The sequence below is a fragment of the Bacillus sp. Au-Bac7 genome (genome assembly GCF_021341655.1).
GTDB lineage: Bacteria > Bacillota > Bacilli > Bacillales > Cytobacillaceae > Niallia.
Genome location: NZ_JAJTTG010000003.1, coordinates 509,589 through 535,565 on the forward strand (window position 1 = coordinate 509,589; position 25,977 = coordinate 535,565).

Sequence of the window (25,977 nt, forward strand, 5' to 3'; positions counted from 1 at the left end):
AATCAAGCACCTTTTTTACATTAACTTGCCTTTATCAGTTTATATGCATCATGATATTCTTAAAAACAAGCTCTGGACGTTCCTCTGTAATTAAATGTCCTGTCTTTTCATAGGTAATTAACTGTGCATCGGGTAAATCACTAACAAGGCGTTTTCCTACCCCCACTGGAACAACACGGTCTTCCTCGCCCCATATCAATAATGTTGGCACTTGTATACCATTCAGCTGTTTTGGCAGTAAATCTCCCTCACGATGTCGCAGGAGTCGGATTAAAGCCTTATAAAATCCCATATCATCCAGCGGTTTACCGAATTCTCGAATCATTTCATCATTGATTAATGTTTGGTCAAAAAAGACATTTTTCAAATGATGTATGACACCCCTTCTTTGAATATAATGATAAACAAGCTTCTCAAAGTAAGGTAAATATGAAGTGAAAACGAGCGGTTTTTTCGCCCGTTTCAAATATCCAGAACTACATAATAAAACTAATTTATTAACTTTCTCAGGAGCCATCATGGCCATATAAAGCGCTATTTGACCTCCCATCGAATGAGCAACAATATGAGCATTAGAGTATCCAAACTGTTCCATGCATTCTAACATTAGCTTCGCATAATTTTGAAAACTGTATATAAACGAAGTCGATTTCTCGCTTTTCCCAAATCCAGGGAGGTCAACAGCAACGACAGAATAATGCTCTTGCAATAAAGGTACAATGCGTCGAAACGTATAAGTTGAGGATGCAAAGCCGTGGATCAAAAGAATTGGTGGTTTATCATTCAATATGTATTCACAGTATAAGTTGATACCAGATACTTTAAGATAGGTTTGTTTTAATCCACTGACAGTCATTGTGTTCCACTCCTCCAGCTCCAATTGATTTTATTATTAATCAATTGGAGCTGGAGGATACAGGAAACATTATTTTTTCCAAATATATTCACCTGTTTTTAGTCTATAAAATCTAAAGGAGGTAGTGAGTTATCTAACTAACTCACTACCTCCTGCTCAATTGCCTCTCTATTTTCCAAATCTTTTACGATATCCGCATTTTCTGCAGAGTTCCTCTACTGCCACTCTTCGTGAAAAACCCTCTACAAGATTTTTTGCTCTATCCATTTCGATAATATCAGAAAATGAATTATCATTAATGTTACCAAGGTTAATAACTCCCTCACCATCTAAACAACAAGGAATAACCGTTCCGTTTGCTAAAATACCTGCTTGATTACGCATACCATAGCAAAAGCCCTTTCCATCATCTTCTTCCTCATGTAATGCAGGCCACTGAAACTCGTAATCTTGATTAATAAAGATGCGTTCCGCTAGTTTAACACCACTTCCTGGTGTGACCTTCTCTTCAATTTTGAAGTCTAACTCAAATTCTTTCTCGATAATTTCAAGCAACTCTCTGTTTCGTTTTCTTTCCAAATTCGTCGTATTATCTTGAGTGAGATTCCATAATCTCAGGGAAACTATCATATCAGATTGGCTCGTAGCTTCTTTAATAAAGGAAAGAATACTTCTCACATACCCTTCCTTATCTTTAGAACCAATATGGCCATCAAAGCTATGGAGTGAGAAATTCATTTGTCTTAGCGCAGGCTTATTTAGTAATTTTTCTCTCTTTTTATTAATTAATGTTCCATTTGTTGTAATATTAACTTTAAACCCTTTTTCATGGCTTACGTCTAACAAATCGCCTATTTTAGGATGAAGCAGCGGCTCACCCTTTACGTGTAAATAAATATAGTCTGTGTGCGGTTTAATTTGGTCTAATCGCTTAGAAAAATCCTCCACAGAAATGAATTGCTTCTGTCGTTCTGTTGGCGGACAAAAGCTGCATGCAAGATTACATACACTTGTAATCTCTAAGTAAAACTTCTTGAATTTTTTCACCATTAATTCCTCACTTCTTTAACTACTCACATCTGTATGAACTATTATCTATCCCTATTAGAGCATATTTGTTCATAAATAGAAACATACTTATTCATGGAAACTAGCGTTATTATTTTTGTTATGTATAGATTCCATTATATATGGAATCACAATTATATTTTAGTTACTTTTAAAGGATGCATCCGAATAAATATAAGAACCGAGAGCAACACTAATCATAAAACTATTGTGTGAGGTATTAAATAAACATGAAACAGATCATCCTCTGGTCACTCTTGATAGTGCCTTGGCTTTCCTTGTTTTTTTTGAAAATGGATACTGTCCGCAGATACATGCCGGTCGCTCTTTTTATGACCGTTATTCATACCTTGGCCTATCAAGCGGCTCATCATTATGGATGGTGGAATGAGACAGGTTCTAGTCTGTTCGGATGGGATAAAATCATTCCGGTTCCTTGGGTATATGGAGCCTATTTAGTGATTGTTATCTGGGTATTTCATTTTACTTATGAGAAGTTTTGGATATATTTGATTGTTAATATCCTTTTGGACGGGGGATTTATGTACATAGTTTACCCAATATGGCAACGGCTAGGAATGGTTTCAAGTAAATCGAGTTTGCCTACAATAGCTGTTGTCGCTATGATGGTCGGTTTTTCGTTAATCATCTATTTGTTTCAACTGTGGCAGGACGGCGGGTTTAAACGGTCTAGAGCAAAACGTGTAGATGATTAAGAACTGACTTAGTGTCACATTTTAAAAATGGATTTTGAACTCTTAATTCTCTAAACGATTTCCATTTGTTTAATAAATGCTTAATTTGAGTATTGAAATATATTTAGAATAAATAATTTTCAACAGCTAATGGCTCTAAACTAGTTAAAAATAAGCCAAACTGATAATAATCAATTTGGCTTATAAATTCGACTTACAATTTATTCTATAGTAATCAATCCATCTATTTCTTTTATTAGAGATTCAATTACTTCTGTCTGTTTTTGATTAGGACTAATTAATGGCTTCTGACAAAATTCTTGTAAGGAGATACCTCTAATCATCATCGCCTTTTTTGTAATAGGGATAAATGGATTACCAATATCGTATAGCTCCATCATTTTATTAACGATCTTTTGTATAAAGGCTATTTTTTCAAAATTATTCGCGTCAACTGCCTTTACCCATTTTGAAAAGATTTCTGGATATACATTTGAAAGTCCACCGATGCATCCATTTCCTCCACTGAGAATATTGTGGGCAAAATTCTCATCAAAACCAGAATAAATGATAAAGTCAGGAAATTCATTTCGTACTGTTTGAATTAACTTTCTCGTATGGGCCATCTCTGTAACTGTATCTTTGTATCCTTTAATATTTTCATGCTTCCGTAGGAGACTAAGAGTAACCTCTGGGGACAAATCATGACCAGTTCTTACAGGGAAATTATATAAATAAATGTCACCTTTTACTGCATTTGCAACTTGATCATAATAATATTCAATACTTTCATCTGAGAGTGCAAAATAGTATGGGCTAATAATCATGACTCCATCCGCACCAGCATCTATTGCATAATTAGAAAGAGCAATCGTTTCTTCCAAGCACATACAAGTAGTTCCTATATATACTTTTGTTTGATGCCTTACATGGTTAACCACTAGGTCAATTAGTTCAACCCTTTGATTGTACTGCATAGAGAAAAATTCCCCGGTACTCCCCATAATAACTAAGCCGTCTATTCCCCCGTTAATTAAGAAATCATAAATACTTTTGTTCGCCTGATGATCCAAATTCCCTTCAGCATCAAAAGCAGTAACTACAGGTGTTAAAAACTGAGCTTTTTTCATAGGTCTCTCCTTTTTCTTATTCTTAACCCCATAACTCCTAACATCTATTTTTTATACTTCTTTCTCAATCTTTTCATTTAAAGCTTTCATACCAGCATTTAAAACTTCGATGATTCGATTCGTATCGTAAACACTACCCTTCCAAGTACCTCCGCTAGCCGCTTGAAGCGCAGCCCATAAACGTGTGTCATCTGGCAAACCAGGATTCGGTTTAAGGTCTGGATGCAGCTTACGTGCTTCTAAAAGACTTTCTGCCTCTTCATTATTCAAACTTTTGTCTTTTGTTCCAACGAAGTTAACAGATCCAACTAAATTTTCCCGATCTACAATAATCTCAATCATATCCCCATGGCGTAACTTACCTATCGGCCCCCCTGCTAGGGCCTCTGGTCCAACATGACCAATGCATGCCCCTGTTGAAACACCAGAAAATCGTGCATCTGTTATCAAGGAAACATGCTTTCCATAAGACAAGTGCTTTAAAGCAGATGTTAATTGATACGTTTCTTCCATCCCTGTTCCTAATGGGCCCCCACCCATCACAACCATAATGTCCCCAGCTTCAATTTCACCTAACTTAATTGCTCTTATAGCAGATTTTTCAGTGGTAAAAACTTTAGCTGGTCCTGTATGGCGATATACGCCATCTTCCCCAACTACAGTTGGATCAATAGATGTTGACTTTATAACAGAACCCTCTGGTACTAAGTTTCCTTTTGGGAACGTTACCGTTGAAGTTAAGCCCCTGTTTTTAGCCTGAACGGGACTCATGATGACATCATCCGGTTGAACTCCATCATGTTCGAATAATAGGTTTCTAAATATTTGACGGCGTTCAGATGTTTCCCACCAATCAAGATTTGCTCTAAGCGTTTCTCCCGTCACTGTAAGAACCCCTTCGTGAAGGAGTCCTAATTTTCTTAGTTGAAGCATAACCTCAGGTACCCCTCCAGCTAAGAAAACCCGAACAGTTGGGTGATTAGTTGGCCCATTTGGCAATACACTAACTAAACGAGGAACTTTTTTATTAATTCTTTCCCAATCATCGACTGTCGGTACTTTACATCCAGCTGCATGTGCAATAGCTGGGAGATGCAGCAACAAGTTTGTAGATCCTCCAAAGGCAGCGTGAATAACCATCGCATTTTCAATTGCATTATCTGTAATAATATCCTTCGTAGTAACTCTTTTCTTTTCCATTTCCAATGCCGCTCTTGCTGACTGTTTTGCAATTTCTTCCCAGACCTGCTGACCAGAAGGTGCCAAAGCAGAGTGGGGCAATGCCAATCCCAGTGCTTCTGCAACAACTTGGGCTGTTCCTGCTGTTCCTAAGAATTGACATCCTCCTCCAGAAGATCCGCATGCTACACAACCAAGTCTTGCAGCCTCCTCCAATGAAAGCTCATTATTTGCAAATCTCGCACCAATTGTTTGAACTTGTCCAGCATCCTCTCCTTTTGTAGGAGGGAGAGTAGAACCACCTGGAACAAGGATAGTTGTACGGTTATGCATGGAAGCGAGCGCCATCATTGTCGCCGGCAAGCCCTTGTCACAAGTAGCAACACCTATTACAGTACGTCCAGTTGGGAGGGAGCGAATTAACCGTCTCATTACGATAGCTGCATCATTACGGTAAGGAAGCGAGTCAAACATTCCTGGTGTTCCTTGAGACCGACCATCACATGGGTCACTTACGAAGGATGCAAAAGGCACCCCGCCCAACTTAGAAATTTCTTCAGCAGCAGCCCTCATTTGAAGTCCTAATTCGTAATTACCGGTGTGGAAGCCTAAAGCAATCGGTGTGCCGTCTTGATCACGAATGCCACCCAATGTTCCTATGATCAATACTTCTTTTCCAAGTAATTTGGCAGGGTCCCACCCCATACCAGCATTCATAGTCATCCCAAAAATATCTCCGCTCGGACGTTCTCTTAACATTTCAGGAGTTAATGGTAAGGAACCCTCTGGTCCAGCTGCATGTGTCCTTATTTTATAAATTGCTTTATTAGTACCGAAAATAGAATCTATCGCCATAGTAAACCTCCTCTGATTTTTTTATTTAATGAACGTAACAGAGAATGCTGATTTAAAAATGACTATATTACCTTTTGTAATCAGCATTTTTATAATCAACCACTATTATTGGATTTTTTATTTCGTTTGCTTTTTTAAGATATTTAGAATGATAAGATAAATCACTTCTTCTACCTAAATGACCAGCTAACTACTATAATTCTTCATAGACAAAATAATCAAAATCAGCAGGTACACTTCCCCCGCTCGTGTCCTGACAGTGTAAACCAACAAATGCTCCAGTAAATCCATTAAGTCTGACATAATCATCTGACAACTTATAAGACTCAAAGATTGCAGGAATATCCGTCCAAGTTTTGTTGTCAAAAGAGTAGGAAAAATGGTAGGTATGCACCCTAACTTTTACTCTTAAATGAACATACTCAACCGTATCTGGAACTTGAATTTCTGTACCTTCAAGCGGTTGTGAGAAAATAAAGTTATCGCATCTAACAATATCAAGAATTCTTCCCTTTTCTTCATTCCAAGTGATTTGTATAGATGTCCAGTTCTCGGTATTGTAATAACAAACTAAACCTGCAGCCTGCTGGTAAGTAGTAGGTTGGAAAGAAACTGCTGTACTCGCATTGAAGTGAAGCGACTGCCAGCGACGGGCAACCATTGCTTGCGTAAAGCAGGACGTTAACGATTCTTTACCATAAAGTCGTAGATTTCCTGGTTTATCTGTCAAGGACATTATATCTTCTGTTAAAGGAATCCGTAGTGACTGAAAGTGATGATTAAGGGTAGTGCTATCAAAGTGGTCAATTGGTTTAAAATCCTGCTCCCACTTTACTTCCTCCATTTTTGGTGCTTCTACGTCATTTGAGCCTTGTTTTCCACCAACAACATATGGCCAACCGTCTCTCCATTCCAGTTTTTGAATAGCCGTTTCTCTTCCAAGTGGGCAAAACCCACGAAAATCCAACACAGGTTTATCATCATGTGGCAGTGGTCTACCAGTCAGGTGGGCTAAATACCATTCATTTGTATGTGTTTGTACAATTGAAGCATGACCACATTTTTGCAATAGGTTTCATGGGTCGTGCCAAGAAGTAAGAAACGGGTGATCTGGATGCAGTTCATATGGTCCATCAATATTTTTAGACCTGGCTAGAGTTGCAGTATGCGCATATCTTGTTCCACCTTCTGCTGTTAGTAAATAGTAATAACCGTCAATGTAGTATAAATGCGGTCCTTCTGTCAGCTTGATGTCTGTACCTTCAAAAATCACCTGTGACTTCCCAATTAAACGTTTTTTCTCAGGGGAGTATTCTTGCATAACAATACCGCCAAATGAGTGTTTATAGGTCCTCTGATCCCAAAGCATATTAACAATATATTTTCTTCCATCTATATTATGGAAAAGAGAAGGATCAAAGCCTGAACTATTTAAATAAATCGGGTCTGCCCACTCACCATCAATTGTTTCACAGGTTGTTAAATAATTATGGGTATCTTTCCATGCACCTGAATGCATTTTTACATCAGAGTAAATAAGCCAGAATTTCCCGTCGGCAAAAGTTAAGCACGGTGCCCATACGCCGCCTGAATTTGGATTTCCTTTCATATCAATTAATGAAACTCGATTTAACGGGCGCGAAATAATATGCCAGTTGACTAAATCCTTTGAATGATAGATTTGTACTCCAGGAAACCATTCAAATGTTGATACTGCAATATAATAGTCCTCGTCAACCCTACAAATACTTGGATCTGGATTGAAGCCTTTTAATACTGGATTCTTTATCGTTGTCATGTTCATCATCCTCTCTTATTTAATTCAGCAAGCACTCTTTTGTGTTCTTTTTCATCTAACTTATAGAAGAAAATTGCAACAAGCTCGATGATAACAAACACTGCAGGTATCACAGTCATTGTTATTAAAATACCGTTTAATGCTGTTGAAGTTTGAGCTTGATTAGCGACATAACCAAACTTTGATAAGATTAAGCCCGGAACAATTCCTCCTATTGCCATACCAAACTTGAAGAAAAATCCAACCAATGCATAAATGACACCACTCGCCCGTTTACCTGTTTTATACTCCCCATAATCAATGGTTTCCGGAATTAATGCCCAAGTAAATGCACCTGCTGTTATGGTACCTAATGCCGATACTAAACGCCCTGCAAACACAAGTGGAACCATTGTTGCAGGAATCATGAATAAGGCAATTAAGCCAACTGCCTTCAAAGCTAGAGCAGTGAATAGCAACTTTTTCTTTCCCATCCATTTGTATAGCATTGGCATTAATGGCATTAGAACAAGAGCTGGAAGCGTTCCCATTAAACCGTACCACTTTACTAAATCTGGTCTTGCAACATTATAAGTGACATAGTAAATTCCAACTGAATTGACAATTGAGTTAACACCAAAATTTAAAATAAAGAAAAAGCAAACAATTAGTAGCGGACGATTTACCTTTAGTTGAAGAAAAATATCTTTCACATTAACCTTTGCTTCTTTCGAGTGATTTATTGGAACTCGTTCTTTTGTATTCTTGAAGCTATAAATTAGCAGTAAAGCTCCTAAAATACCCATGAGTGACATTGTAATTTGCCAGCCACTGCTTGTTTTCCCAGTCATAGTAGTAAAAATCCCAGCCAAGAGAGGTACTCCAAAGGAGACAATTAATCCACCAGTATTTGAAAATAGCATTCTAATAGACGTTAAACTGACAACTTCTTTATTGTCTTGAGTAATTGCTGAAGTAAGTGCTGCATAAGGAATGTTTATTACAGAATACGTGATTGATAATAGTGTATATGTTATATAGGCATACACTAACTTCATAGGGTCAGAAAACCCTGGAGTTGTGAAACAAAGGATGGCTACACCTGCAAATGGAAAAGCTCCGTATAAAAGGTAGGGACGAAATCTTCCATATTTCGTATTCGTTTTATCCACAAAAATTCCAATAAGTGGGTCTGCAATTGCATCAATCATACGAACAATGAGGAACATTAATCCAGCTGCTGCAGCAGTAATCCCAAAAACATCCGTATAGAAAAATAACAAGTAACTGCTTACTGTTTGATAAATGAAGTTGCAAGCTAAATCTCCGGTTGCATAACCAACCTTTTCCTTCATTTTAATTTTTCCCTTAGGTACTGCTGGTATTTTCTCAGCAAGACTTGTATTCATCCTAATCCCCCTTATAAACCTTATTTTTACTTGAAGCAAATAACATTTAGGTACATGAGGTAAATCTACTTAGTTCGTTTATTAGACGAACTAAGTTTACAAAATGATTACTTCTTTTGCTGTTCCCCTCTTTCTTGTAAAATACTGTTCCATTCTAAGCTATGTTCAAACAGCTTTATTTTGTTTTATATTATAAAACAGCATTTTATTATTTAGATTATTCGTCCAAATTATAACACCTTCTTAAAAAGAAAGCCATTTCATTTCTGAATTTTTAGTTAAATATTTGCTTAATATATAATTTACTTTTATAATAACGATACTTTGTTTTATATTATAAAACTAAAAGGAGGGTTGACTATGCCCCTTATTCAATCGGTCCAACGGGCACTTAAGATACTAGATTTATTCAATGAACATACAACAGAACTGAAAATTACGGAAATAAGTGAACGAACGGGTCTTCATAAAAGTACTCTTCATTCTTTGCTGAAGACCCTGTTGGAAGAGCGTTATATTAGTCAGAATAACGAAAATGGAAAGTACAGATTAGGACTTAAACTGGTGGAACGAGGTAATGTTGTTGTTAATACATTGGATATAAGACAAACTGCTAGAAAATATCTTCTATATTTATCAATGGAAACCGGTCAAACTGCACATCTCGGAATTTTAGATGGTCAATATAGTGTGTATATTGATAAGGTAGAGGGTAAAAAGGCGGTAATCCGCTATTCCCAAATAGGAAAAAGAATCCCCCTTCACTCTACAGCACTTGGTAAAACCCTTTTGGCTTATCAGTTGCCTGAAGATATTAAACGTTTGTTAAATAGTTACGAATACACCCAACCAACTGAAAATACCATTACGAATGAAGCAAACCTATTAAAAGAACTTGAAAAGGTACGTGCCCAATATTATGCTGTTGATAATCAGGAAAATGAACAAGGTGTACGCTGTATTGCTGTACCACTTTTAAACCATGAGAATAAAGTAATTGCTGGCATCAGTATCTCCACCTTAACTGCTAGGGTTAATGATAGTGAATTGGATGAATATATTACCTTACTGAAAAAATCCGGGCAAGAACTATCAAAGCAATTGGGTTATCATGGACTATAGCCTTGAAGGAGTCTATTATCTTACTACAGTAAAAGAGTGATTTGATTATAGCTTAGCTTTTTAAAAGGTAGCTAAACATTAAAGATAATGATTATGTCTAGCTACCTTATTCTCAATAATTAAAATCTGATAAACTTCTACGCTATTTATATTACTCTATCTTACGTATAGTTATTTGTCGTAATGCACCGCTCGAGATATATTGATAACTAGCACCGCTTATGCATCAAATAACCATAATCTCTCTCGCAAATCATCTAAAACCTCTTCAGGCAATTCCTTGACCTTGATATCTCTACCTAAAAAAAGCAACCAGTTTGTCCATTCAGTTAATTCCTCTGGATTTTTAACGTTAATAAAAACCTTTAGAATAGCTGCAGTTTGATAAGGATTCGTATAAGAAATGGATACCTTTAGTGGATGGTATTTTTTATATTGTGCAATCGCCCTTGGACCAAGTTCCAAGACAATATTGTATACTTCCTGCTGTTTACTTAGTTTTTCTAAAATTTTTTTCTTACTTACTCTATTTTTTGTAGGATATGGTTCTACATTGGTGAGATTGTCGACAGGAATAATTCTCCTCTTTTCGTCTTTTAAATCAAAGCCTTCAATTATCCATAGACTTTTTTCACGGTACAGATGCAGGAGAAAAATTGGATAAGAGCTTATTTCCTTCCCCTCTTTAATGGTAATCAGTAAATAGCTATCCAAAAGTAGTGTTTGGATAAGTTTCTCCAATGTTGGATGTGGAAGATCTGATAAATCAAGCAGATCAGGATTATGAGGATTGGTTCCTTCAAACAGTAAAATTTGATTTAAAAGCACTAAATCATCTTGTTGATTTTCTGAAAGAAGGCCAAGTAACTTTTCAGCCAAAGACTGTCTGCTCTTAAGATACGGGAGCTGTTGATTTCTTGTTGCCATGAAGGCAATAAAAAGAGCTTTGATTTCACTATCGGTAAAGTGAACATTAGGCAAAACAGAGTTGTTCATTACATAATATCCTCCGTCCCTTCCAACCTCAGCAACAAGCGGCATTCCCATACTTTCAATTTCTTTGATATCTCTGGTAGCTGTTGAACGAGAGATATTAAATTCTTGCATGATTTCAGAAATTGTAAAATGGGCACGATTATTAATATAGCGCATAACAGTATTAATCCGTTCAACTTTTTTCATAAAGGATCTCCTAAACAGTATCATTTTTTGACATGATTAAAGGTTATTATAAACACATCAAGTGAAAACACAAGTCATTTGAAAAATTTCAAGAAGGAAGGTTTTGAATATGGCGGAGTATACTTTAGAAGAAAAAGAAAGCTTTACGGTTTTAGGTTTGGGAATTGAGCTAAAAAGCGATTATACAGACTATGCCGGTATAAATAAAGAAAAGTCAGATTTTTGGGAAGCTGTCAAACAAGATGGAAGACTTAACACTTTAAAAGCACTCGCTACAAATGACTATATTTTTGCTGTTAACGAGGCAGTGAATAACAAAATGATGCATTATGCCGGTGTCATGTCAGAGGAAACCTTACCAGAAGAGGAATCTAGAGTTATCCAATTTCCTAAAGGATTCTATTTAATTGTCAAAGGAGAAGCACTGACAGCTGAGGAGCTAAGCAATAAACTTACTGGGATTGCCTTTGGTCAAGTCTTGCCAGAAGTACAGAATATCGCTTATGTTGGTGGACCAAACGCAAGTGTTGAGATGGAGCAGCGAAAAGGTTTAATATATGGGGAAATGTGGATTCCGGTTGTTAAGAAATAAAAGCTAATAGCAAATGTGATTACAATTGACTTAGAGTGCTGTAATTTGTATTTGTTCAGTCAGGATATTCCTTCTAATAAGATTATCCTGACTGAACAAAAAATTAGCTTTTAATGTTTTATAAGCATTTTTAACTCTTTTTAGTTGAGAAGCTGTTAAGTGCTTCTCTTTTCCCGGTAACTATTTCTACCATACTATCATGATATTCTACTTGAACAAGCTTATGTGCCGTTCATTACTTCGACCTAGCTAAGAAGCTAACACCTTTAGTCCTGACATGATTATTCCTCACGTTTTACATACACTTGCTTGCGAACGAGAGAAACATTCACTTATGATAAGGTTCTCCGTGATGTATCTAAATGAGGTTTTATTTAAAATATTGATGGAAAGTATAAATTAATTATCTTAACTAGTGAATAAAGAAACTGACCTATTACTGTTACTCGCCTAAGCTAGGATTTTTACTCTTCATCAGGAGTATCTTCCCGTTTCTCTAGGATACTTGGAAGTTTATACTTTTCATCTTGTATGATTTTTTTATATATTTGACTAAAAGCAGTATCTGTTTCAAATAACTTTGTCATTTCTCTATTAAATTCACCATAAGAGGATGCTAAATATGCAGAATTTAACTCGGAAACAACTACACTATCTAACTCCATATGTTTAAGGTAAAATCTAATTCGATCCCAGTGATTATTTGCAAATTCTATGCCGAATGGTTTTGACATCCTCCTACATTCAAACAAACTAGCTTTCAACATTTTAAAATAGTCGGTTGTTTTCAGAAAATCTATCATGAATTCTGGAGGGTTTCTCTTTGCCTTCTTATATAATTTCTTAATAAATTCATCTAATTCTTCTGCAGGAATAATTTTGTTGTCCAGTAAAACCTTTAATATTTTCCACCCATCTATATTACCCCATTTAAAAAGCTCCCAAATTTCTGATGACCAAAACTCTCTAATGAATTCACCATCACTTGAAATTTCATACAGTTTCCCTGAAAATACAACTATAAATTTTCTAAAAATATCCCAATCACTTTTGATAAAATCTATAAATGCCTCTCTTAATATCGCATCTTCTGAGTTTGCTACATGGTTCCAAAAATTAAAGTCTTCACTGTCTTCATCAAAATGATTAAATTTCAATATTGTTTCTTCAAAGAAATCATCAACTTCTTTTAAAAATAAGGGTATTTCTGTTTTAGTCATAGCATGAGGAATTTCTTTGACAATAGGTAAAACATCTGTATTTGGAGGAGTATACCTAGTATCAAAGTGTTTCTTAATTTTTTCATGCAAACCAGCCGTTCCGCCATTTACAACAAATTTATTCAAATTTGATTCAATAAACAACCACAATGCCTCTACATGTGGATAGCTTACAATGTTACTTTTCGCATGAGCACAATCGTTTCTTATGGTTCTCCAATATGAATACTGTACTCTAATATCATCTGTTATTACGAAAGGATTGTCTGGTTTTGTTCTATTAACTAAATCGAAAACCGTGTTATCCCATGCATTGTCATCTTTAAGTTCCTCTAACTTTTTCTCCCACATGTTTTGTGGCATATTGTTAGGCTTGTGGTGAGAATTAAGCAACCTTTCTCGAAGGACAGTTTGGATACCTAAATATGACATAATGAAAGAAGCTCTGTAAGCAGAAATCTTATAACACAAAACTGCTTCTTTAAAGAGAGTGTCAGCATCTCCAGGAAAATTATAATTTTCAAACCAACTCTCGAACCTTGTTTTCATGAATGTTCACGACCCTACCTTTAGTTTCCTAATAAATCCATATATACTTTTAATTATATCTTAAAAGGTAATAGAGTTGTGTATCCTTAAACTGAAGCAAGCCAATCTTTTTAAGAGAAGTCTCCATATTGATTATGATTTTTTCAATAAACTCTATATTCTTTTCTTCATCCATTATTAATTGATTAAACTCTCCTTCATTTGGTGTCGTGAGGTCACCTCCCTTACCGTAAAAGTAGACATAAAAGATTAGACGAATCATCTTTTAGAGCAAACCTCTCTTACGAGTAAGCATATTTGATTGTGCTACCTTTCCAACTGCCTTGTCACTATAGAAAGCTAATAGGCTTAACAAGTTCTCCATCTTTCAAGAGTCCAATCCCTATATCCTTCAGACCTTGCTTATCCTGTAATAAATACACAACGTTCGATGCACCGCCATCGTAGAAGAATAACCAACATGTTAATTCTGGTTTGTTTTCATCTGGAATAGTAGCCTTAACATCTTCGTTGTTTATGTCATCCACTGAAAGAGTTCTAACATCAGCTTTCCAGTCCTTCCAAGCTAAATGTGGGTGATGCTCCTCCATGTAATTCCTGAATACATTAATAATGCTCATAGGTAATTTGCTCCTTTTCATAGGTCGATTAAAATAGAAAAAGGGGGAGAGAACTCATCCGTAATAGATGAATCCTCTCCCCCTTTAAAGGTGAAGTGTTTTGCAACTTCTTTATTGAGTTGTATTTGTATCGTATCAATCTTTCGATCCTTATTGATGGTTATTTGACGGATGAGCAGGTGCATAAGCCTTTTCCTCTGCTCTCTGGTTAACGACTCTTGATAGGCACTTTTGAAGTTTTGCATGACCTGTTTGACCATTGAAAAGCTTATGAGTTGTGTACCGCCTTGCCCCATCTGCAGTTCAATTGGAGATAGTCTCTCTTCAAGTCGTTCCTTTTCATGATTCAAAGTGGATAGCCGCTGCACAAGGTCTGCTTTTTGAATCAAATCATCTTCGTACAAACCAAGGACCTTCTCTTTCTTTTGTTGATTGGATTCTAGTACCTTTTTCAAGGTCTCATATTCGTGTTGAAGCGGAGAAGAATCTTGTTCTTTCTTATTATTAATCCGTTCAACAATTTGCTCTATAAGCACATCACTTTTGGCTATGTTTGATAGCTTTTCAAGTACATGGGGGTCTGCATAATCTGTTCTAACTCCATTCGAGCGACAAACCGCTGAACCTTTGTTCTTCCAAGCTCCACATACATAATACTCCAGAACCTTTTTTGTTCCGTCTTTGAGTGTATTCGTAGTCCTCCCAATCACCATTCCTGCCCCACATGCAGGACACTTCATGATACCAGTGAGCGGGAACTCGCCGTCATGTATTCGATTAGGCTTGCCGCTTCTGCTCTCCATGATATTTTTTGCTTTTTCCCATGTTTCTTCTGAAATGATGGCTTCGTGCTGCCCCTTTTCAATCACAGGGTGAGGATTGATATTGTTTCTTCTCTTCTCGTTCCAATCTCTCCGGACATTGTAGCGAATAAGTCCTGCATAAAGGGGATTGCTCAGAATCGTTTTTACCCCGTTGATGGAGAAGTCTTTGTTCTTTTTTGTACGGTGTCCTTCATTGTTGAGTTTGTTCGCAATGGATTTGTAGCCATTCCCCTCAACATAAAGGTCAAATACCTTTCGAACCGTTTGCGCTTCTGCTGGATTAACAACAAGTGTTGAGAGTTTTCTCTTACGGTTTTCTCCTGGAACACTCACAACATCGTAACCAAGCACCTGGCCGCCATTCCAAGAACCCTCCTTCGCTCGTGCCAACATCCCCATTTTTACATTTTGTGCGATATTATCTCTTTCAAATTCAGCAATGACTGCCAACATACGGAACTGCATTTTCCCCGCTGGAGTTTCCGTTTCGTAGCGCTCAGTAAAAGAACGGAAAACAATGTTTCTTATTTCCAGTTCTTCGACAATATTAAGTAAGTCCTTTGTCTTCCGGGAAAAGCGGTTCACCTTCCAAACGAGCACCAAATCAAAGTCTTTACCCTTGGCATCATGCAGTAATTGTTGCAAAGCTGGTCGTCCCTTGATATTTTTACCACTTTTACCCCTATCCACGTATTCCTTATGAACCACGTAACCTTCTCGCTCGCACATTTCCCTTAGTACCCGGACCTGTTCGTCGATACTGTACCCTTCCTCCGCCTGTTCCAATGTGGAGACTCGAGCATAGATAGCGGCTCTTTTCTGTGTGCCAGTTCGGCTAAATTGGTCAACCTGATCGTTGAGCTGTCTCGCATAGTTCGGCATAACGTTCACCCCCATTTTCATCTTCAATTAACCAACTTGCCACCTGTGACAGCGGAATCCCTTGCATGGCTGCTAATCTTAAATGTCTCGTATTGAGTAATTTGCACATGTACTCAAACACTCTCAATCCTTCTGCTGTAGAAGTATCAATATGCTCCTTCAATGAGCAAATTTTCACTCCATATCTAGCAAGCTCCCTTTCTATTCTTTGAAGCTCCTCTCCATCAGGAGTGAGTGTAAACACATCCCAAACAACGACTACCTTGAACAAACCATCAGCAGCATTTTTTAACATCTGCTTTAATACTGGTCTTACTTTGTTTGAATATTTCGAGCTTGGTTCAGAGTAAACTCTGTTAACTTGATATCCTGCCCGCTTGCATTTGTCTTTTAAGACCTGGATATTTCGGTAGACCCGATACCCCTCGGGTTGGGTCCAAGATGTATTTCTAGTGTAGATTGCCAGGTTGTCTTGATTTTGCTTTTGTTTTTCATCTCTGTTAATCATTGGCCTTCTCCTTTGGTTTTTTTTGCAAGATACTCTGTGACCATTTCTGCTAAGATGTCTAACAGATTTTGATATTCATAGATAGAAACTTCTTTTTCATTCATGATATGCTCTCCTCATCGAAGTAATAATATATATTTTATTTCCTTGTACAGAAATGGGGGGAGGGGTGGTTAGCTAAAAACAAAACTTTTTTCATTGGATTTTTAGCTTTAGGTATTGGTATTTTTGCTTTTCACACACCCCCTACACCCCCATAAAATTGAATTGTCAGCTAGAGTAGGGAATTGGATATCTTCCATTTCAATCAGCTTTATACCTCATAGTAGGTAGTTCCCTCCACTTACTTCTTAGGAATCGGGATATTTTCAATATCTAAAATTACTTTAAAAATAGAGCCAGAATACTTGACGTGATTTTATTCCTTTGTCATCAATTCCTTATACATTGATAGCCCCGGGCTTCCCCCTTGTTTACTGTTAGTTGGTTCAGTGCCAAGAAGTAGCTTGTTATTTATGCCAGAGTATTGCGGCAGGTAGTCGCCATGTCCAAACCCCCAACCTCTCTCGGCAAGTATGAGGATATTTTGGGGGCTTTGGGGCTATTAAAAAAGAAACTATTATTACAAGTGATAGATCTCTTCCTTACTGTAAAAGTTTTTATTTTGGTAACCCCCTGGCCCCCAAAACACTATGAATTTACTATTTGTATACCATCTAAATAATCTGTACCGTTTCTTTTTACTGTTCTAATAGGTGTTCCGAGGTTCTCAAGGACCAAGTTGAAATACTTCCAAAATATATTTCTTGACCTTGTTCCCTTATCGTCAATCCCTTGAGCGTCTAGCCATTTGAGATATTCCGGAAAGATATCCGGCTTTCGAGTTGCACCTCGCCCTACACCAACCCTTTCATCAACAAATGACTGAACAGGATTTTGCTCCAATAGATAGAGATACTCACTCTCCTCTATGGCTTTGCATTTACTGAATCTGTAGTTATTTCCCCGTAGGCGCTCAAGTCCTTCTAATGCCCAATTCAGGATACCAGGTAGTTCAAGTAGCAGTTTATCTTTCAGGTGAACATCCTGCTCCTCTTTCCTAAAAGTCCTTTTAAAAGGGACTATGAGGATCTTTCGGAAGTATCCCTCTGTTGTATCACTAGTATCAGGAAGCGTGTTTACTAAAAAGATCAGCTTGCAAAAAGGTTCATAGTTAATGTGAGACCTGTATTTAATATTAATATTAATCCTGTCTCCACTGACAATAGCCTTAAAATTATCAGTTTTTAGGCTATTACCAACCATCTCATTTTCCATGGAGATGTTAACAGTCTTATTAATAATGCTCTCTAAACCAAAGTCTTGATTAAAATTAGCAAGAGGTATATTACTCACATTCTCTTTGCCCACCAAGTCAGTCATGATACTAGCCAAGACACTTTTTCCATTTGCACCCCTGCCAAATAAGTAAAATGCTTTCTCAGCTTTTGTTTCAGCTGTTAAAACATAGCCCATTACCTCCTGGAGTACCATTTCCATCTCTTTATCATTTAGAGTTATGTCTTGGATAAACTTCTGGAACTGAGGGAAATCAGCTTTCGGGTTATAGCATATCGGTAACTGAACTGTCGAAAGGTACTTGGGATCGTGTGGATATATGTGAAAATCCACTAAGTTCAACATGCCATTTTGCAGATTTATAAATTCCTTTGAGGAATTCATTTCATCAGTTATTGTAAGTTCCCGTTGTAAAGCCTTCACAGATTCAGACTCTTTTTTGCTTGTCCAACTGTCCTTACATCCTTGGTTCATTACTTGCCTGATTATTTTCCCAAGCATAACTTCTGACATCTCTTGATAATATCCCTTGGGATTATAGAGATAAATTCTCCCATCTTTTGTAGCACAAGCTGTTATTCTTTTTACAAAATGTCTTACAAAAAGATTAGGATTAAAGCTATAAGAGCCCTTCTTTTCGTCGTAAATAAAGCCGCTATCTGTCGCTTTGCTTATCTTTATTAAAAATTTCACCTCCTCAATAACAGAGCTCGGCACAGTTTCCTTAGCAAAACCCTTAGATGCTTCATAAAGGGATTTTTTAGATGATTCAAGAGAAAAACCTGCAGATTCAAGTGTTTTGGCAAAGAATTCCCTGCCATTTTCCCCTGCAACCTCATTAAATGCTTTTGCAAGAATTGATAAACCCTCGTCTTCCTCTTTACCAATTAACCTTCTTATTACGTCACAGGAGCTAGGAATATGAACGGATGGAATGAATTTATCTTGTAAATAAGATAAATCCCATTCTGAGTCGTCCTCTAACAGCTGGTTATCCTTTTTAGGAATTTGGACATCTTCATTAGAAGATGCCACTTTGTTTATTTCGGCCTGTTTCTTATCAAGCCATTCTTTTTCTCCAGGTGTAATGATTCGCTTTGTTTTTCTTACAGCCATGTTTTACCCCATCCATATTTGTCATTTAGATTTAATATTGCGATCGGTTCATTAGAACCGAAACACCTGGCATTGAACTCTGGAAAAAAATTAATAATATCGTTTGAGACACTTTTCACCCTGTCCTCTGGGTCTTCTGAAAAGCTGTCCTCTTGAATCTCTAAGTTCAAATGACTTTTGTTGAGAAACTCGGCAAATTCAAGACATAACCCTGCATATTGACCTCGATTCATCACCATCTGAAAATCTCGGGGATACCATATGACATCAATTTTTGTTTCCAACACGCAGATAGCATTTGGCCGAACATCCAATTTTTCAAACTCCTTGGTAAGATAGAGGAGATAGCTTTCAAAGTCTTTGGCAGAAAAGGTTTTGTCTAGTGAAAGGGATGCAACTAGTCGATAAAGAGCATTTGTACCATCACAGTGATCTTTCCTGGCATATTTCTCATTAAGTACTCTTATTGCTTTCAGGTAATTAGATATCTGCCTTGTTATCACATTCTTCAACTCCTTATAACTAGTTGTATTACTAATCATCATCTCGAGGGCGATCAAACTCATCCAGCATAATGTTCTGTCCCGGTAATTCTCCTGGATCTGGAGCAGGATAGAATGGTACTACATACCAACAAACTACTATGGAGTTTTCTCGAACCTCATAACCAACAGGTTTAAATGGCAACTCACCTAAACCTTTAATGATTACCCCTTTAGCGATTTCGCGGTTTTCTACCGTCATTTCGCTTAATGACTCTTTCTTGTATTGTGTAATTTCCGCAAGGTAAATCAAATCGTTAATGCATAGCTCACCTTGTCGTGCAAAATCATGACTTAAGAAGCTGTCATAATGCGCTTTTGTCAGTTCGTATTTTTCTTCGGCCCCATCAAACAAATTAAGGTTCCCGCTAAAAAAATTATTTAGTGTAGATTGTAATGACATCTATACTAAGCCTCCTCAAATTTTTGAATTGTACTCATAGGCGAATTATTGCTCTTTGTCTTACTGCATCTTTTTAATAAACTGATTTACTCGATAAATTCTTAACAAGTATTCCTCCTGCTTAAGTGACCACTGCCCACCAGAGATTGTTATCTCTTTAAGAGAACATTGATTTAGCTTAGTTAGGTCTTCAACAATGTTTTCTAAGAGGATTTTTTGCTGCTGAGATTCAAAACCTTTTACTACTAGCTGCTCAGGAATAAACCACATTGCCAATAATTCTTTACGGCTAACATAAAGGTGACAAGGAGGTAAATCCAACTGATCAAAATCTTTTGCAATGAAACTTTTGAAGTTGTCCCATTGGTCTTCGTCTTGAGCCCTTCGCATTGACAAAACATTATAAGAAAATCTAGCCCTAATGTGTTCCACTTCGTAAACTTTGTCTTCATCAAGCTGATATTTAGCTTGAAAATTCGGCGTCCAGATAGTTCTCAGCCTAAAATCAATAAATTCGTCAGACAGGTCTATGTTTTTTTTCACGATAATCTCCCCTTTCGTTTCACAATGACTCTTTGTGTTAATGATTACAGAATTGAATTTTACAGAGTTAATTCGCTTTTTGCTCTTGGGTAAAATGTGGGGTTTTCAGAAAAAAAAGAAAAACTCCTTTTTTTTAATGGAAATTACCTATATTTCAACATAAAAAAAGGCAACGATATCGTTGCCTCTGTCAGGTTTTCTGGATTAAATGTCTTATTATTCACAATGTAAATTTCAATCTTTTATCCATCGATTATATATATCTACATGTATTGGATTATTCCAATCGATTTGCACTACGCCATTTTTATCAACTTTTAATATATTCTCTTTATTAATCTCTAGCTTAGATATTTCTATCTTCTCAGACATTTTTTTAAGCATTTTTTTTCTAAGTCTTTTTTTCAAACCTATTTACTCCTTCACTTTAATTTCACCTTATTGATTTTAATGCACCTGGTCCGTTATTTAATTTTGTGTTTTCTTTCCCAAAGAGGAACCCCTTTCTAATTTCAATGGTTTTCTTTTTCCAATTCATTATTTTGAATAGCGTTTTTGGCTTTCTGAAACTGTTCCCTATTAAAGTCGTTAAGGACTTCCATGTATAAAGTAAAATCTTCCGAGTTAAAATCTTTTCTTATAAGATAGTTATTTTCATATGAACCGTCTCGGTAAATCATTTCGAATCTTTTCCAGTCTTCTTCACTTATTGAATTAGGGTCAGACACATCTAGGTATATAAAGATATAATTTATGGCCTGTTTTATCAGCATATCTAAAGAGGTAATCTCTTTTTTCCACATATATAAATCTTCTGAGGCTGTGTACAAATCTACATAATTGCAGCGTACGTCAATCAGAGGTATTAGATTTAAAGCTAATAAATCAGAGATAGCCGCTTTTAAATTAACATTTTTGCAGTTCCTTAATCTTTTTATCCCCCTTGAAATACACTTAGTTAACTCGAATCCTAACCTTTTCTCCAATTTATAAAATTGAATATTTTTGTGCTCCAAGCTAGATTTCCTAATCCTTTCTTTTTCCGTCTCAATGAACATTTTATATTCTTTAAAAGTTATTTTTGAAAGATAAAATTTGTCACTAACTAGTCTTTTATAAGTCTTAGTTAAATTCTGAGAGGACTTTGTTTTCAGCATACCTTTAAATTCGTATATTTGATACTCCATTAATTTATTACCTTGATACCTCGCACTATTTCCCTTTAGGTTCATACCACGATTAAGTTTATACTTCCTTTGTTTACTTTCCTGAACCTGTCTTTCAAGCAACTCCAGCTTTTTTTCATAATTTATCCTGTTAAAGAAATCCAGTGTATTTTCATATTCGTTGAATTTGAATCTTTCATATTCCGCCTCAAGTAATTGAATCCCTTGATTCTGTTTCTCAAACATATTATTTGAATATTTATATATAGAAGTACTTTTATTATATTTGTGATTCTGTAGATGTATGGATATAAAATAAAAACAAACATAATTTATTATGGGTTCAACGCCAACTATAAAGGGTCGTTTCCCCTCTGTTTCCGTTTCTATTATTTGCTTTACCTTCTCATATAACATAATTTTGCTCCTTATATAAATCTAATTAGTTTCTGTTGCCATGATTATAAATTAGAGTATAAAAAATTCTTACTCTTCTAATTTTTTGTCATGACACTTTCCACCTCTCGATGTTTACGAGTAATTCACACTTCTTTCTTTTCTCTTTTTTCTTTTTGGGAACTCCCTTATTTAAATTTAAGTAGTTATTCTAGACAGATAACTATTCCTTATTCTTTCCCTGATCACAAACTATCTCCTGAGTATTTATTTGGTGTGATGGAGTAATGATAGATCCCTATGTCACCGTCTATAAAACCCCTTCTTTGAGCAGCCTTAAGAGTATGATACATATTGTCACGTCCAACACCGTTATCGGTGTGTATATATATTTGGTCAGCTCGTAATCCTTTTTCACAGAAATACTTTACTAAATCTTACCCTGTTGGCATAAGGTTACCATCATGATCTTCTCCTAAATCGTGGTCTAGCGAAAGTATGTTTATCTTGTAATTCTCAATATAATGAATGGCTTCTTCTGTGTTCCGCGCGACTATAAATCCTTTAGGACAATCCCTTAAGTCGTCAACGTAAAGTTAATTTTTTCACTTTTCATTAGTGTTAACTCCTAATCTTTTTAATGGTACCATTTACATTTGCAGAATAGCTGATATTTTTGGCTTTTAAAAAATCTCAATAATTTATTCGGTTTTAATGGTTTTAAACCAAATAAATTGGTGTGATTCGCATTGAAAACGACTACTTTGCTGAAAGCCTATTCAAATTAATTCACACCTTTGCAATGTTATGTATGCATAGGTTGCGATAAGATCTGGACTATCCTTCTTCAAAACACTAACAAATGGCTGCTGCCTATCTATGTAGGCCCAAACGTTATGTGGTACGTGTCGCTCACAAACGAGGATAATTTCTGCCCTGCTTATCTTACCCTTAAAAAGCTCGAAGCCTTCTTCATAAGGGTTATGGACTTCGACATTACAGCCATGCTTCTCAAGACGTTCCTTATAGTCATTCATCTGTCTTGAACCAACTATTAAAACTTTAAAGTTACCAAAAGGTTTAAAAGTCTTGCGTTTAGTAACCCTTTTGTTAGTGTTTTGCCCACTATTCCCTTGATTAAATTCCTGCCCAGAATACACTCGGGTTATTTCTGCAACCCCTTCATATACAATTGCTCTCACCGGCAACTCCACGTTAGCTGAATCTATAATTGAATTATTCTTGACTGGAAGTTCTTTTGCTTCGGGGGTACTGGTTAAATCTATGAACTTCCATTCCCCATCTTCTTTAGTAAGATAACCAAGCCTATCTTTTTCACTACTGTTTTTTGGATTTCTTAAAACAAATGGACTAATTGTCTTTTTCTTAGAATGGTAGCTAAGCAGACTTACTCTCCTCATGAATGTATAGAAGACATTCTGATCTTCCTTGTAAAAATATTTTAAATTTTCCTTTGTTATGTATTGCTCCAAGAGGTGGAGGAACTCAGGCAAGTGTGTGGTATTCATTAGTTGTTGAAGATATTTAAACAAAGCCTCTGGGTTGTTCCTTAACCTGTTTTCTAACATTTTGTACCTGTTGAGCTCTTTCAGTAGTTTCGCTACCTCTGCCTTATAGTCAACATGCTCTTGTTTAACCAACGAATCATAGTTATCTAGCCTCTGTTTAAGCTCAGCATTGTTTTTCTTAAGCATTTCAATCTGTTTTGCTAAAGCTATTTGCTTTTCAAGCCCCTTGAGTTTTCCCGAACGCTCCTTTTTTTGTGTGTCTAGTTGTCTTTGCATCCCTTTTGTTAGGTTCATTTCGTTTTTAAGCTTAATATTCAGGACTTTTTTTTCGTGGTCGAATTGCTTTGTAATATGATTAATTTCTTCTTGTAGTTGCCACTTTTCCTTCTTTAGTGAGCCGCTCATCTGCTTACTGTCCGATTTTCTTTCTTCAGATCAGTAATAAGCTTTTTCTGTTCCTCAATTTCTTTTTTGGCCTTTCTTAACTGTTTTTGGAATTCCTTAATCCTTTGTTTTTCCCTATTTTCTTCTTTATGGTCCTGTTCTTTGTCTCTTGTATTCGTTTTAACATGAGCTAAGAACTTTTCGTTTAATGCTTCTCGTTTAACTTTACTGAGTTCAACATTATTTTTAAAATGGCCTTGGCGCTTTTGTTTGAACATTTGGTGGCACTCCCTAACAGGAACATAGGTTCTATTTACCTATACTATACCATATAAAGGAATATATATAAATAACAAGACTCATTTAAATAAGAGCTAAATTACTTTATTTTATGGACTTTCCACTCAAAAAAAATAAATGGCCAAGTATACACTCACTTGGCCAAATGCTAATCCTTTGAATGTTAACTATTCATTGATTAACCTTTCAAGGTAACGGATATAATACTTTAAAATTTCTCTATCACTATGGGAAGTGACTCTTCTAACAGCGCATTCAATTTGGTGATGGTCAATGTCTAGTTCCTCAGCTACAATTTCACTCATAACTGTTTCCATGAGCTCTTCCTCTGTAAGTAAATCTTCGTAGCTGTCCAGTCCTGAATTATACTCCCGAAAGAATGTTTCACCGTCAATAGTTATCTTATGATATGTTCCTAGCATTTACCTCGCTCCTTTTCCATTAAATTTTAATCAATAATCTTCCGGAAGAAGGATGATTATATGATCCTGCTCATCCATAGCCCAAACTTTTTGACTGATTGGTAAAGCTTCCTGCAAATCTACCTTTACCAGGGTCTCTATTTCCGGTTCCTCTTGACGATGAAGCAGCCATTGATGGTCGCCTTGAACGAAAAACTCAAATATCTGAAAATAATCAGTCATTTGTTTATGGAACCTTGTAATGTAGTTTAGAATGAAGAGTTGGTGTTCCTGGCTTAACTCAGTTTTAACTGTTCCTGTCATGTAACTGTCTTTTTGTAATTCAAACACATTCAATTCCCCTTTACATTACTCAGAATATTTCTTTAGCCACTCTTCTGTTTGGTCGTCATGTACGCCTGCCAAGGTATATAGCAGCTGATATTCATGATCGTACCGCTTAGCGATTCTATAATATGTGGTATTGTCAGCAGCAGTTGACTTTTCAATATACTCTATATCAATCAACTCTCCTACAATCTTAAGTAATTCATCGTTTTCCTCAATGAGGATTATAGCCTTCCTACTAGAAAGGCGAATCGATTGTTCCTCTTCAATTCCTTCCTGCTCCAAAAGGTGGAGAAGGTGAGCCTCAATTTCTTCCATAAAATCCTTCGGCAAAATTTCTTTTATCTTCACAAATTCTTCATATGTATGAATTTTCTTCATACCTTCCCTCCTTGAATAGTTATTCAGCTTAAACAAAAAGCCGCTAGCACATGCCAGCGGCTTAATTTTGTTGCTAATTTCTTTTCGTGAAGTCGTCATTGTTTATAATTTTTATTACTTCAGTTGCTACCGCTACGATAATTGGTATTAATATCTTTTGCCACAATAAACCCACCCCCTTTCTAATAATGAAAGGGAATCATAATTGGTTAAATCAGTAATCTTTCATATACGCTGACACCATCCTTTAGGCAAAACAAAAGGAGTGGGTATTTGGCGGTCACATCGAATGCGATACCAATTACCCACTCCACTAAGAATTCATCATCGTATACGAATGTTTGTACAGTTACAGGATTAGGCAAATGGGCAAGACCCTTTGATGAAATGATCTCCTCGTCAATTTCCTCCTGGTAAAGTTCTACCGTCTCTTCACCAAGCCTATTTTGATCCACAATAACACCTAGCTCCCCTACCATGAATTTAACTACCTGATCATGCGAAAACATCTAACCCCCTCCTTAAATGGATCCTTTTTCTTTCAAAGATGTAAATGAATCTTCTCCTACAATAATGTGGTCTAGAACGTCAATTCCAATTAGTTTTCCTGCCTCAACCAGCCGCTTTGTAACCTCAATATCCTCCCTGCTCGGCTCTGGGTC

The 25,977-nt window shown here is 36.4% G+C and carries 26 protein-coding genes and 2 pseudogenes; 3 read left to right on the forward strand and 25 right to left on the reverse strand.

The window, feature by feature from the left end; all coding sequences use genetic code 11:
* Nucleotides 1–34: 34 nt before the first annotated feature.
* Both LXM54_RS15525 and LXM54_RS15530 read right to left on the reverse strand, forming a co-directional pair.
* Nucleotides 35–856, reverse strand: a complete 822-nt coding sequence (locus tag LXM54_RS15525) for an alpha/beta fold hydrolase (protein WP_233316109.1) — start codon at nt 854–856, stop codon at nt 35–37.
* Nucleotides 857–1,024: 168 nt separating this feature from the next.
* Nucleotides 1,025–1,903 (reverse strand): radical SAM/SPASM domain-containing protein, encoded by an 879-nt coding sequence (locus tag LXM54_RS15530; RefSeq protein ID WP_233316168.1) that lies wholly within the window; start codon nt 1,901–1,903, stop codon nt 1,025–1,027.
* 251 nt (nt 1,904–2,154) lie between these two features.
* Between LXM54_RS15530 and LXM54_RS15535 the strand changes: the two genes are divergently transcribed.
* Nucleotides 2,155–2,640, forward strand: coding sequence for a hypothetical protein (locus LXM54_RS15535; protein WP_192486409.1), 486 nt, complete (start codon nt 2,155–2,157; stop codon nt 2,638–2,640).
* Nucleotides 2,641–2,840: 200 nt separating this feature from the next.
* Here the strand turns inward: LXM54_RS15535 and LXM54_RS15540 are convergent, their stop codons facing one another.
* The 4 genes and pseudogenes from LXM54_RS15540 to LXM54_RS15555 form a co-directional block, all read right to left on the reverse strand.
* Nucleotides 2,841–3,749 (reverse strand): dihydrodipicolinate synthase family protein, encoded by a 909-nt coding sequence (locus LXM54_RS15540; RefSeq protein ID WP_192486408.1) that lies wholly within the window; start codon nt 3,747–3,749, stop codon nt 2,841–2,843.
* Between the two features lie 51 nt (nt 3,750–3,800).
* Entirely contained in the window at nt 3,801–5,783 is a 1,983-nt protein-coding gene (locus LXM54_RS15545) for a YjhG/YagF family D-xylonate dehydratase (RefSeq protein WP_192486407.1), read from the reverse strand.
* A 193-nt stretch (nt 5,784–5,976) separates the two neighbouring features.
* Nucleotides 5,977–7,581: pseudogene (locus LXM54_RS15550) on the reverse strand (glycoside hydrolase family 43 protein).
* A 5-nt stretch (nt 7,582–7,586) separates the two neighbouring features.
* The gene (locus LXM54_RS15555; RefSeq protein ID WP_233316110.1) at nt 7,587–8,969 is read right to left on the reverse strand and encodes an MFS transporter; all 1,383 of its coding nucleotides are present in this window, start codon (nt 8,967–8,969) and stop codon (nt 7,587–7,589) included.
* A gap of 360 nt (nt 8,970–9,329) precedes the next feature.
* On the opposite strand from LXM54_RS15555, the gene LXM54_RS15560 reads away from it, so the two are divergent.
* Nucleotides 9,330–10,091, forward strand: a complete 762-nt coding sequence (locus LXM54_RS15560) for an IclR family transcriptional regulator (RefSeq protein ID WP_192486404.1) — start codon at nt 9,330–9,332, stop codon at nt 10,089–10,091.
* 219 nt (nt 10,092–10,310) lie between these two features.
* Here LXM54_RS15560 and LXM54_RS15565 read toward each other — a convergent pair whose 3' ends face one another.
* Complete coding sequence (locus LXM54_RS15565; protein ID WP_233316112.1) at nt 10,311–11,273, reverse strand: helix-turn-helix transcriptional regulator; 963 nt, start codon at nt 11,271–11,273, stop codon at nt 10,311–10,313.
* Nucleotides 11,274–11,382: 109 nt separating this feature from the next.
* Between LXM54_RS15565 and LXM54_RS15570 the strand changes: the two genes are divergently transcribed.
* Nucleotides 11,383–11,865, forward strand: coding sequence for a GyrI-like domain-containing protein (locus LXM54_RS15570; RefSeq protein WP_233316113.1), 483 nt, complete (start codon nt 11,383–11,385; stop codon nt 11,863–11,865).
* Nucleotides 11,866–12,329: 464 nt separating this feature from the next.
* Here the strand turns inward: LXM54_RS15570 and LXM54_RS15575 are convergent, their stop codons facing one another.
* From LXM54_RS15575 to LXM54_RS15660, 18 genes and pseudogenes are all read right to left on the reverse strand, one after another.
* Nucleotides 12,330–13,634 carry a hypothetical protein gene (locus tag LXM54_RS15575; protein WP_233316114.1) on the reverse strand — a complete coding sequence of 435 codons (1,305 nt, stop codon included), beginning with the start codon at nt 13,632–13,634 and terminating at the stop codon, nt 12,330–12,332.
* 329 nt (nt 13,635–13,963) lie between these two features.
* The gene (locus LXM54_RS15580) at nt 13,964–14,254 is read right to left on the reverse strand and encodes a hypothetical protein (RefSeq protein WP_233316115.1); all 291 of its coding nucleotides are present in this window, start codon (nt 14,252–14,254) and stop codon (nt 13,964–13,966) included.
* A 17-nt stretch (nt 14,255–14,271) separates the two neighbouring features.
* Nucleotides 14,272–15,960, reverse strand: a complete 1,689-nt coding sequence (locus LXM54_RS15585) for a recombinase family protein (protein WP_233316116.1) — start codon at nt 15,958–15,960, stop codon at nt 14,272–14,274.
* Nucleotides 15,923–16,468, reverse strand: coding sequence for a recombinase family protein (locus LXM54_RS15590; protein WP_233316117.1), 546 nt, complete (start codon nt 16,466–16,468; stop codon nt 15,923–15,925). Before LXM54_RS15590 ends, LXM54_RS15585 begins: the two co-directional genes overlap by 38 nt.
* A 690-nt stretch (nt 16,469–17,158) precedes the next feature.
* A complete protein-coding gene (locus LXM54_RS15595; RefSeq protein ID WP_233316118.1) occupies nt 17,159–18,922 on the reverse strand; it encodes a DNA primase family protein in 1,764 nt (587 codons plus the stop codon).
* Entirely contained in the window at nt 18,913–19,425 is a 513-nt protein-coding gene (locus LXM54_RS15600) for a hypothetical protein (RefSeq protein ID WP_233316120.1), read from the reverse strand. The genes LXM54_RS15595 and LXM54_RS15600 overlap by 10 nt, the downstream gene beginning before the upstream one ends.
* A gap of 31 nt (nt 19,426–19,456) precedes the next feature.
* Nucleotides 19,457–19,867: a hypothetical protein gene (locus LXM54_RS15605; RefSeq protein WP_233316121.1), complete on the reverse strand. Its 411-nt coding sequence runs from the start codon at nt 19,865–19,867 to the stop codon at nt 19,457–19,459.
* A gap of 60 nt (nt 19,868–19,927) precedes the next feature.
* Entirely contained in the window at nt 19,928–20,410 is a 483-nt protein-coding gene (locus LXM54_RS15610) for a hypothetical protein (protein ID WP_233316122.1), read from the reverse strand.
* A 234-nt stretch (nt 20,411–20,644) separates the two neighbouring features.
* Complete coding sequence (locus LXM54_RS15615) at nt 20,645–20,818, reverse strand: hypothetical protein (protein ID WP_233316123.1); 174 nt, start codon at nt 20,816–20,818, stop codon at nt 20,645–20,647.
* A gap of 104 nt (nt 20,819–20,922) precedes the next feature.
* Complete coding sequence (locus LXM54_RS15620; protein ID WP_233316125.1) at nt 20,923–21,993, reverse strand: hypothetical protein; 1,071 nt, start codon at nt 21,991–21,993, stop codon at nt 20,923–20,925.
* Nucleotides 21,994–22,217: 224 nt separating this feature from the next.
* Nucleotides 22,218–22,529 (reverse strand): annotated as a pseudogene (locus LXM54_RS15625) (cyclic-phosphate processing receiver domain-containing protein).
* A 222-nt stretch (nt 22,530–22,751) separates the two neighbouring features.
* Nucleotides 22,752–23,906 (reverse strand): hypothetical protein, encoded by a 1,155-nt coding sequence (locus tag LXM54_RS15630; RefSeq protein ID WP_233316126.1) that lies wholly within the window; start codon nt 23,904–23,906, stop codon nt 22,752–22,754.
* Complete coding sequence (locus LXM54_RS15635) at nt 23,903–24,163, reverse strand: hypothetical protein (RefSeq protein WP_233316128.1); 261 nt, start codon at nt 24,161–24,163, stop codon at nt 23,903–23,905. Before LXM54_RS15635 ends, LXM54_RS15630 begins: the two co-directional genes overlap by 4 nt.
* A gap of 189 nt (nt 24,164–24,352) precedes the next feature.
* On the reverse strand, nt 24,353–24,607 hold the full coding sequence (locus LXM54_RS15640) for a hypothetical protein (protein WP_233316129.1): 255 nt from the start codon (nt 24,605–24,607) through the stop codon (nt 24,353–24,355).
* A 30-nt stretch (nt 24,608–24,637) separates the two neighbouring features.
* Nucleotides 24,638–24,937, reverse strand: a complete 300-nt coding sequence (locus LXM54_RS15645; protein WP_233316130.1) for a DUF960 family protein — start codon at nt 24,935–24,937, stop codon at nt 24,638–24,640.
* Nucleotides 24,938–24,955: 18 nt separating this feature from the next.
* A complete protein-coding gene (locus LXM54_RS15650) occupies nt 24,956–25,315 on the reverse strand; it encodes a hypothetical protein (protein WP_233316131.1) in 360 nt (119 codons plus the stop codon).
* A gap of 209 nt (nt 25,316–25,524) precedes the next feature.
* Complete coding sequence (locus LXM54_RS15655; RefSeq protein ID WP_233316133.1) at nt 25,525–25,824, reverse strand: hypothetical protein; 300 nt, start codon at nt 25,822–25,824, stop codon at nt 25,525–25,527.
* Nucleotides 25,825–25,836: 12 nt separating this feature from the next.
* Nucleotides 25,837–25,977: JAB domain-containing protein (locus tag LXM54_RS15660; RefSeq protein ID WP_325169581.1), on the reverse strand; the 141-nt coding region annotated here is incomplete at its 5' end.